The organism is Chamaesiphon sp. GL140_3_metabinner_50, from assembly GCF_025361915.1.
Classification (GTDB): Bacteria; Cyanobacteriota; Cyanobacteriia; order Cyanobacteriales; family Chamaesiphonaceae; genus Chamaesiphon.
In genome coordinates this window covers 1-6,273 of sequence record NZ_JANYJC010000203.1, presented here as the reverse complement: position 1 = coordinate 6,273, position 6,273 = coordinate 1, and the positions used below count along the sequence as shown (strand labels likewise).

Here is a 6,273-nt window from a genome sequence, read left to right as displayed (position 1 = left end):
CGATAACCTGCCCATCCCATCTATCTAGTTAGTACGAGAGGACAGTCAAATTCATCGGCGATTGTCGGGAAACTATCCACAAACTGGTTGCGTTCTGACATTGCCGCTAGTAGTTGTTTGGCGACATCTTGGGCGATTTCTAGTGTTTCAGTCAGACTAGGAGCTTGTGCGATTAATCCAGGTAACGCGTCAGAAGTAGCTAGATAGAATCCTTCTGGTAATTTTTCGATATGAACGTTAATTAGTCTTTCCACTGAATTACTGTCGTACAATTTTAAGGTTTCGGTAAAAGGTTGGGGAAGATTCAACTTAGCGATCTGTGCCTACTGTGGCAGACGTTCTGGAAACGAGGTACTCGCATTTAAATTATGACACATCTAGCCGATCGATACTATCGCTAATAAGTTATTGTTAGTTTAATTTCAGTAACTTGGCGTACATATTTTTATACTGAGTATCTAATTTGCTGTTGGTAGCTACCTCGATCGAGGTTTCGCCTGTAAGCTGTGCTAGTTCGGACAGTAGTTGTTGTTGCTCTTGCGTCAGGGCGTGCAAGCGATCGACGATCTCTGTAACGCGCTCGGTAGGAGCAGTTAGAGTTAAGTGTGAGTCTAACCGATCGCTCGTAGTATTATTGTGCCCAAATTTGCGCCGAATCGATCTCCACATGAGTCCAAAAATCGGCTGGAGCAGCTTAAATGGTGTCGTGAGTACAAATAACCAAGTTTGCTCGATGCCCCGCCCGATCGCCTTAATTAGCCCCCATGCAGAGAAGATTATTAGTAAGCACAATCCCAAACTTACCAAGGGATGGGCACTCAACCAAGTCAAATAGGGGTGTGCTGCAAACCACTGGGTAAAATAGTTACCAACCGCACGTTCGATCGATTCCGAAATATCCATGATTAGGCTTTGGACGTACTGAAAATTTTTCAGACTTCGGCTGAGTTGGTGTACCCCCCCCAACCCCCCCTTATAAAGCGGATGCGTGCAATGTTCGGGTTCCCCGACAGTGTAAGCGCACCAAGCAGGGGGGGCTTTTCTTGCTCCCTCCCCTTTATAAGGGGAGGGTTGGGGTGGGGTAAAGGACTACGCAGCAACTCTAGAGTACTCTACAGTGCCTACTGAGCCTCGATCGCTTCGCTGCTGAGGTTAAATAACACCTGAAGCGTGTGCATGGCTTTTTTACGGGTTTCGCTATCTTCTTGAGCGCGAAGTTGTACCATCGGATCTTGGAGAATTTTATTGACGATGCCTTTAGTCAAAGCTTCGATCGCTTCTTGATGGCGTTCGCCAAATTCGGCTCCCAATCTAGATAAAGCTTTTTCTAGCTCTTGCATCCGGATTGCTTCCATTTTATCGCGCAAACAGTTGATAGTGGGAACTGTTTCGAGCAATTGCCACCAACTGTTAAAGTTTTCGACTTCTTCATCTAAGATGCCTTCGGCTTCTTGCGCCATTTGCTGGCGGCGTTCCTGATTTTGAGCGACGACGGCTTTAAGATCGTCTACGTTAAAAGCCCGAATATTGGCTAACTCATTGACATCGCTGTGGACGTTGCGGGGTACGGAGATGTCAAAAATCATCAGGGAGTGATGCGGATCGATGACTGCTGTTAGTTTAGCAGCATTTAATAATGGCTCTGTCGCAGAGGTACTGGTAAAAACGATCGTGGAAGTGGCGATCGTACTCATCATCTCCGTCATCGGTTGGAGTTGCAAGTCGATCGCCGTAAACATTTGTTTGAGTTCTTCAGCGCGTTTTACCGATCGATTTAAAATCGTCACATCGGTAGCACCTTTAGAAATCAGATGCTGTACCAATAACCTAGACATCTTACCCGCGCCTAAAATTGCAATCCGATGATTGTCGAAATTGCAGACTTTCATGTGTGCTAATTCTACCGCAGCCGAACTGATCGACACTGCACCCGTACCGATACTCGTTTCCGTGCGGACGCGTTTCCCGGCGGTGAGAGCTTGACGGAATAGCCGATTGAGAATCGAACCCATCCCTTTATACTGCTGTCCGATTTTGTGCGTTTGTTTGACTTGAGCGAGGATTTGCCCTTCACCCAGTACCAAACTATCTAAACCACCAGCCACTCTCATCAGGTGCATGACGGCATCTTTGTGCAAGAGCATAAATAAATGCTGCTTGAGATCTTTGATGGGCAGTTTACCAAATTCTGACAGAAATTGGATCGCATCCTGTACGCCGCGATCGGCTGTAGGCGTAACGATGTAGATTTCTAGGCGATTGCAAGTGCTGAGGATCGTCGCCTCTTGAATGTGGGGATAACTGCACAGAGTTTGAATCGCCGCTTCCATCTGCGTATCGGGAACGCTGAGTTTTTCACGTATTTCTACAGGTGCGGTTTTGTGACTCAAACCGATAACAGCAATATTCATATCTGCTCCGCGTTCAAAAGGTGATAATTAATTTTTAAAGTTTTGTTATTTAAGTTACGGACATTCAACCGTTGACAACGCAAGATAGATAGGTACGTTGTGTGTCATGCCAACTGGTGGCTGTCTTTGACATTGTATACAATCACTGTCTATCTTGCTCCGATCTCAGCGACTTGTAAATGGTTCTTCATTAGGCTTTAGGCTTTAGGTATTGAAATTTAGCGTTTGAGGGTTTGCCTGTAGGCTCCAGATTTTGAGTTTTAGGCTCTAGGTGTTAGTTATTTAAAGGGATGCCTGCATCCCTAAAGCCTAAAGCCTAAAGCCTAAAGCCTAACCCCTAGCGCAGGCTAACTGTCTGAGGTTTGTCGCTCATGTGAATGGTATCGACGAACCGAGCAGTTTTGGACTGACTGGAGATAACTAGAGTATGAGTCCGTGCGCCACCTTTAAAGAAGTTAACGCCGTTCATGATATTCCCGGAGGTAATCCCAGTACCAGCGAACAGGACATTTTTACCACAAGCTAGTTCTTCAGCAGTGTAGACTTTATCAGGGTCGGTGATGCCCATTGATTTGAGACGTTCGATGTTCGCTTCTTTACTTTCGCCGATCAAACCAGTTTTGACAACTGCGGGATCGTAGATCAATTGTCCTTGGAAGTGAGCGTCTAAACAACGGAGAGCCGCTGCGGAAATTACCCCTTCAGGAGCCGCACCGATACCCATCAGCGCGTGAATGTTGGTACCTGCAAAACCGCAGTTGATTGCCGCACCAACGTCACCATCGCTAATTAGGGCAACGCGCGCGCCAGCAGCCCGAATTTCGGCAATCAGATCGTTGTGACGTTCGCGTTTCATGACGACGACAACTAATTCTTCGATCGCGAGATCCAGACACTGCGATAAAATCTTGAGGTTTTCGGTAGCAGATTTGTTGATATCTACTTTACCTTTAGCGGCTGGGGGTGCTGCGAGTTTCTTCATGTAGAAGTCAGGCGCGGCAAATAAACCACCTTTTTCGGAGATCGCCAATACAGCCATCGAACCGGGTTGTCCGTATGCACACAAGTTAGTACCTTCGCAAGGATCGACAGCGATGTCGATTTCGATCAGTTCGTCGATCGTACACAAGTCAGCAGCGTTAGGCTGAGAACAAATCCCAACTTCTTCACCGATATAGAGCATGGGTGCATCGTCGCGTTCGCCTTCTCCGATCACGATGCGTCCGCGCATGTGGATTTTGTTCATCCGTTCGCGCATTGCTTCAACTGCAACACGATCGGCTTCGTTTTTGTCGCCCTTACCCATTAAGCGTGCTGACGCGATCGCCGCTTGCTCTACTACTTCTATAATTTCTAAACCTAAACTATTTTCCACTGCGACTTGCTCCTAAAGGGCTTTATTTATAGGGATTTCAGTCTACAAGTCTACCAGAGCGAGGGGACGCGCGATCGTTTCTCGAATTTTTGTGACTTTTGTCAAGATGGCTCAGATCGCTTGAAAATACAAATGTATCTCTCAGAGTCAGTTAGCACGATTGAAGAGGGGCGAATTCAGCCTGTCACTGAAATTTGTTGGCGATATCACAGCCTTCTAGCGAGAGGACTGCAAAATTGAAAAGGTAAAATCCCGATTCGCCAGGAATGGAAGTTAGTATTCGCCTAGCCAAAACAGCAGATTTAGAGGCAATTATCGATCTACAAACCAAATCTTTATCCAATCTACCCGATCGGTCTAGGAAATACGATTCCCAACAAATTGAATCTCTAATTGCTGGACAAGCAGCTATGACGAGAATTTATTTTTCAAGTGGGACTACGCTAATAGCCGAAGATAACGATCGGATCCCAGTTGGATTTATTTGTTTTGCTAAACCCCACATATTTGCACAACCTCAGATCGCTGGATTGTACGTTCATCCAGAGTTTATGAATAAAGGTATTGGGGGGAAATTATTAACAGAGCTAGAACGGCTGGCGATCTCCGGGAAGATCGAAACGCTGGTAGTGATGTCATCAATAGAATCGAGCGATTTTTACAAGAAAAATAGCTACCAGTTTAAACGAGAAACTGGCTTCTTCTCCCAAGGCTCGGTATGGATCCCGTGCGAACTACTTGAAAAAGAATTAATTCCATGTCTACCCACACAGAAACTAGCAACACAAACAGTTAAGATTATCTTATCGGTAGTTTTCTTGGCAATAATAGCCACTGTTACTAACAAAGCAGAAAACAATCCGATCTGTTGTCCTGCCTCAAGTTGTCGTGTTTGTCCGCAGACAATCCGCCCCTAGCCAAAGTACTATGATTAACTCATCCCGACGATGCGAATTAGCGATCTAGGCGAACGCGGATTATTGAAATTAATCGCACCCTATTGTCTCCCGAATACGATCGGCGACGACGGGGCAATTGTCCATCCACCAGCAGGTTGTGAGTTAATAATCACTACTGATGTACTGGTCGATGGCGTGCATTTTAGCGATCGCACGACAACGGCATTTGATGTCGGCTGGCGATCGGTTGCCGCAAATTTATCAGATCTGGCCGCAATGGGGGCTACACCCTTGGGAATTACCGTGGGGTTGAGTTTGCCCCCGACAGTGCCGATCGTCTGGTTAGAGCAGCTTTATGCGGGGATGGCGGCATGTTTGACGCGGTATGGAACGGGGATAATTGGGGGCGATTTAACCCGATCGAGCGTGGTGACTGTGGCGATTACCGCTTTAGGTAGCGCACAGAGAGAGAATATTATCGCGCGATCGACTGCTAGAGTTGGCGATGCGATCGTGGTAACGGGTTATCATGGTGACGCTAACGCCGGATTGCAATTACTTCTCAATCCCAAATTAGGTGTCGATCGAGCCGATTTACAACAGCATCGAGACAGGCTAATTATTGCCCACCAACGACCCCAACCGAGGCTAGATGTACCGCCAATCCTCGAAGAGTTGCGATCGAGTACGAGTGAAGTATTCACCATTAGCGGGATGGATAGTAGCGATGGTTTAGCAGATGCGATCGTCCAAATTTGCGAATGTAGTAATGTCGGTGCCGTACTGACTCGATCGAGCATCCCCATTTCACCATCGCTCGCTAAAATATTTCCAGATACCGCGCTAACATCCGCTCTTTACGGTGGCGAAGACTTTGAACTAGTATTATGTCTGCCAGCACCAGTCGCCCTAGCATTAGTCGAACAACTCGGTGGTGGTGCCGCATTAATCGGTCAGATCGTCCAGTCACCAGATATTATATTAAACGACGATCTGACTGAATTACCCCCCATTCATCTCGATCGACAATCTGGATTTCAGCATTTTAAACCCGATCTGAGTATTACTCCCAACTCCGGTCAGCGATCGATAGCCGAACTGTACTCCTTACCTCTTACTCCCTCATGTCCTTCTACCACGCCGATTCAAACCTCACGTCACTAGCAGAGCAAGTATTAGCTGATACACATGCCAAATTTCCCGATTTAAAACCAGAACAAATCGCGCTAACATGGCTGGTTTACGATCGACCGATTCCGGTAAATACGGGTGGAGCGATTACCGCCGACGAACTGTGGAAATATCCCGTGCGGGGATTTAGCCATCGCGGTGGCGAAAGAATTTACCCAGCCAGTATTGTCAAATTATTCTACTTATTAGCAATGCATGAATGGCTAGAACAAGGCATGGCAACAGCTTCAGCCGAACTCGATCGCGCTGTCCGGGATATGATAATCGACTCTAGCAACGATGCTACCAGCCTCGTCGTCGATACCCTCACAGGCACCACCAGCGGCCCCGAATTGTCTGCTGGGCCATTTGAAACCTGGAAAGCCCAACGCAACCTCGTCAACCGCTACTATCAATC

The 6,273-nt window shown here is 47.0% G+C and carries 6 protein-coding genes and 1 pseudogene; 3 read left to right on the top strand and 4 right to left on the bottom strand.

What is annotated here, in order from left to right:
• Positions 1-20: 20 nt before the first annotated feature.
• The 4 genes from Q0R35_RS10145 to glpX all read right to left on the bottom strand — a co-directional run bounded on the left by Q0R35_RS10145 (position 21) and on the right by glpX (position 3,786).
• Positions 21-254, bottom strand: coding sequence for a DUF1902 domain-containing protein (locus Q0R35_RS10145; protein ID WP_366944862.1), 234 nt, complete (start codon positions 252-254; stop codon positions 21-23).
• 157 nt (positions 255-411) lie between these two features.
• Positions 412-903, bottom strand: coding sequence for a hypothetical protein (locus Q0R35_RS10140; RefSeq protein ID WP_295617096.1), 492 nt, complete (start codon positions 901-903; stop codon positions 412-414).
• A gap of 218 nt (positions 904-1,121) precedes the next feature.
• Positions 1,122-2,411 (bottom strand): glutamyl-tRNA reductase, encoded by a 1,290-nt coding sequence (locus Q0R35_RS10135; RefSeq protein ID WP_295617093.1) that lies wholly within the window; start codon positions 2,409-2,411, stop codon positions 1,122-1,124.
• Between the two features lie 337 nt (positions 2,412-2,748).
• On the bottom strand, positions 2,749-3,786 hold the full coding sequence (gene glpX / locus Q0R35_RS10130) for a class II fructose-bisphosphatase (protein WP_295617089.1): 1,038 nt from the start codon (positions 3,784-3,786) through the stop codon (positions 2,749-2,751).
• A 266-nt stretch (positions 3,787-4,052) separates the two neighbouring features.
• On the opposite strand from glpX, the gene Q0R35_RS10125 reads away from it, so the two are divergent.
• The 3 genes and pseudogenes from Q0R35_RS10125 to Q0R35_RS10115 all read left to right on the top strand — a co-directional run.
• Positions 4,053-4,703 carry a GNAT family N-acetyltransferase gene (locus Q0R35_RS10125; protein ID WP_295617086.1) on the top strand — a complete coding sequence of 217 codons (651 nt, stop codon included), beginning with the start codon at positions 4,053-4,055 and terminating at the stop codon, positions 4,701-4,703.
• 30 nt (positions 4,704-4,733) lie between these two features.
• A complete protein-coding gene (thiL, locus tag Q0R35_RS10120) occupies positions 4,734-5,849 on the top strand; it encodes a thiamine-phosphate kinase (protein ID WP_295617083.1) in 1,116 nt (371 codons plus the stop codon).
• A pseudogene (locus Q0R35_RS10115) lies at positions 5,810-6,273 on the top strand (serine hydrolase); the annotation flags it as partial. The gene thiL and the pseudogene Q0R35_RS10115, both read left to right, overlap by 40 nt.

Bases quoted from the DNA above. Each gene is read 5' to 3' on its own strand.
- Q0R35_RS10125 (WP_295617086.1), top strand. From the start codon at position 4,053: ATGGAAGTTAGTATTCGCCTAGCCAAAACAGCAGATTTAGAGGCAATT.
- Q0R35_RS10140 (WP_295617096.1), bottom strand. From the start codon at position 903: ATGGATATTTCGGAATCGATCGAACGTGCGGTTGGTAACTATTTTACC.
- Q0R35_RS10135 (WP_295617093.1), bottom strand. From the start codon at position 2,411: ATGAATATTGCTGTTATCGGTTTGAGTCACAAAACCGCACCTGTAGAA.
- thiL (WP_295617083.1), top strand. From the start codon at position 4,734: ATGCGAATTAGCGATCTAGGCGAACGCGGATTATTGAAATTAATCGCA.